The organism is Deinococcus sp. (genome assembly GCF_018260405.1).
GTDB lineage: Bacteria > Deinococcota > Deinococci > Deinococcales > Deinococcaceae > Deinococcus.
The window spans coordinates 1-2,964 of sequence record NZ_JAGLBG010000167.1 but is presented as its reverse complement, the minus strand read 5'-3'; the positions used below and the strand labels follow the sequence as shown (position 1 = coordinate 2,964).

The window sequence follows — 2,964 nt, the reverse complement described above, 5'->3', positions numbered from 1 at the left end:
CCTTCGGGTGGGCCGTGGATTGAAACCAGGGCGGGGTATTCCTGCAACTGCTCGTAGACCTCATTCGGCCTGCCTTCGGGTGGGCCGTGGATTGAAACATCTGCTCGTACCAGCCGGGGTAACGGTGCCACTGGATTCGGCCTGCCTTCGGGTGGGCCGAGGATTGAAACGAGCCATTCGCCGTCGATGTGGTGCAGGCCGTGGGAGCGGACGATTCGGCCTGCCTTCGGGTGGGCCGAGGATTGAAACAGAGGAAATCCGGGGTGTACCCCCACTCATGAAAGATTCGGCCTGCCTTCGGGTGGGCCGAGGATTGAAACGGCGGGCGAGCGGTCCTCGCGGGTGCTGACGGTGAGGATTCGGCCTGCCTTCGGGTTGGCCGAGGATTGAAACAGCGGCGTGCTGTGGCGGCGGATGATGCGGGTGACGTGATTCGGCCTGCCTTCGGGTGGGCCGAGGATTGAAACGCGAGCGTCCAGGAGGTGCTGGGGGGGATGACGGTTTCCGGAGTGTCGGTCACGTCACGCTCAGCAGGAGGTCGGCAACGATGCTTTCTTCAGGCATATGGTCTCCCGGGAGAATGAGCAAACTGTTCTGAAAGGGTGGCTAAGGGAAAGGGCGAGTCCCGGTTCTACTTGCGGGTTTTGATGGCCGTGAGCGCCTGCTGGAGGCTGCTGATCGGGAAGGTTTAGGTGATTTGCCGCCCGGTGTAATAATTGAAGCGGATGACGATCTGCTTTTGTGCGGTCGACAGCGCGAGCACCATGGTTAGGCTGGCGGCCTACTCCACTTCAGTGATGGTGATGCGGCCGGTCTTGAGATCCGCGCGGGGCCGGCTGGAAATGTGTTTGACTGGCTGTCTACCCAGCGGTCAGTAGTACAGGGAAAGGTTGAAGTCCAGTTCGTAGGGTTCGGCAACGGGTGGTCTGCTCACCAGAATCTGAACAGTGTTGAAGAGACCTTGACTTGCTCTGAGAGCAGTACTCAGTGCGTATGACTGTCCGTTCGGAGGAGTGTGACACTCAGCCACTTCCATGCTGGTGCGGCAGGCAGGCCGTCGTCTTGAGCAGGCGCACGGCGCTCGTCCCCGAGGTCCTCGGTGTCGAAGCTGCGCACGTGTCCAGGTCAGTGTCATGGCCAGGAGAGGGGAGTGCCCTTGGCCTCTACCCATGCTCAGGCTGGTCAGGAGTGAGGGCCTGGGCTGGGTGGTATCGGTCTCACCCTGGGAATTACTGAATATGAAAAATAGACATGAAGAAGAGAAAAATATTTAGTGAGCACAGCAGAAAAATGCCGTCTCAGTAAGAAGAATGAAGCAGACGGGACGAACAGAGAAATATCGGGACCCTTCGAACCGTCTCAATCCATGTTTTTAGGTTTGAAAATGACTGTTGCATTTCTGTTTTCTTCCGGGTGGGGCGTGGTTTTTCGGCGCGGGTCTGGGCGGCGTTGACCGTCGCGGCGGCGCGTCCGGTCAGAACCTTCTCACCTCTGGCCATGGCTGCTTTGCGCTCTTTGGCCCTTTCCTCGGCCCGCGACCGTGCCTCTGCGATTTCTGCCGCTCGTTCTAGTTGCTGGGCTTTGTAGGCCACTTTTTGCTCCTCAGTTCTGGTTAGGCTCCAAACCGTGTGGTCTGATTCGGCGTCGGCGTCTAAGTTCCGCCACTTGGCTGTCAGGTCGTAGTGGCGTACCTTCACAGGTTCAGCGTGGCCGTCTAACTGACGCTCGGGCAGGATGCTGACGGCCCATATCTTGCCCGTCACGGCACTCTTGCCGCGCAACTTGCCGCAGTGGTCGCGAGCGTCAAGGAGGCCAGCAGTTAGCAGGGGTTGAAGATTTCGCCAGATGGTTGTCCGGTTAACTTGGAAGTGCGCCGCCAGCAGCTCCAGCGGCAAGTGGAACACGCCCACCGTGAGGCCCACAGCAGGCAGCCCACGCGCCCGAACGCTGTACAGCGCCAGCTCGTGAAGCACTTGGAACAGTCGCCGCGCCAGCTTGGGACACTCGGCAGTCTCTAGGCAGGCCGTCAGCGTCGCGGTGGGCGTAAACTCCTGCGCCTGCGGCTCTAGCTGCAAGCGGATGGGGGCCGGGGCGTACTGCGCGTAATGTGCCACCGGGTCGGCGGGCCTGTCCTTGGCTTCCTTCTCTGCTCGACGCTTGGCCCGGTCTTCGACCAGCTTGGTCTTGAACTCCTGAGCGGTGCGCGGCTTCTTGCGGGGTTCGGGCGCTGTACCGCTGGCGGCGGACAGAGCCATGTGTAGAAATTGGGTTGCGCTGGGTGTGGCTCCACCTGTGGCAACTGAAGTAACTGGATTTACGGCAACTGGGGCCGGGGTAGGGTGAGTGACGGCATCTGACGAATTGCTAAAGAGCGGGCCGACATCGCGGCCTTTTGCCCGCTGGGACGCAATAAATTGCTCCACGAAGCGGGCTAACCTGCTCTCACTTTCATGAGTTGTTGCACCGTGTACTAGGGGCAAAACTTGTGGTATAGCATGACTTTGCCCTACAATTGCTGTAGGGCTGACCTGATTTTGGTTGTTCACTGTGGTGTTGTCTCCTTTATCATAGGGCCGATGATGTAGCCGGTCGCTGCTCTGCCGTAGATCGAGGTGCTGGCGTTCGGCGTGGCGGTGGACTGGGACAACAGGTTCGGTGACCAGAGGGCTGAAGTGGCAGCTTGCACAGTGACGGTTCGCAGTCCAGTCGACTATGTGCATGTCAATCAGTCGGGTGGAGGGTAGCTGGCCGCTGTGGGCTCTGCCTAGCTCAAGTAGTGGGCGTGGCAATGATTTCCCCAAAGCAACGCTTGCTCCCTCAGTGTCCATCGCCCTGACTCGACGACCTGTCGGGAGTACCTCCGGTCAGGTGAAAGCGCCCCATTCCCCTTTGGAGTATGGTGACATTCATGCGTAAAAATCTGTTTCTCGCTCGTAACTGCTCAGCAGGGGGACTTGCGAAGCG

General features: G+C 59.4%; 1 protein-coding gene. It reads right to left on the bottom strand.

Annotated features, from left to right (window positions below; translation table 11 throughout):
• Window positions 1-1,298: 1,298 nt before the first annotated feature.
• Window positions 1,299-2,255: a hypothetical protein gene (locus QZ269_RS12590; protein ID WP_291427050.1), complete on the bottom strand. Its 957-nt coding sequence runs from the start codon at window positions 2,253-2,255 to the stop codon at window positions 1,299-1,301.
• Window positions 2,256-2,964: the final 709 nt, after the last annotated feature.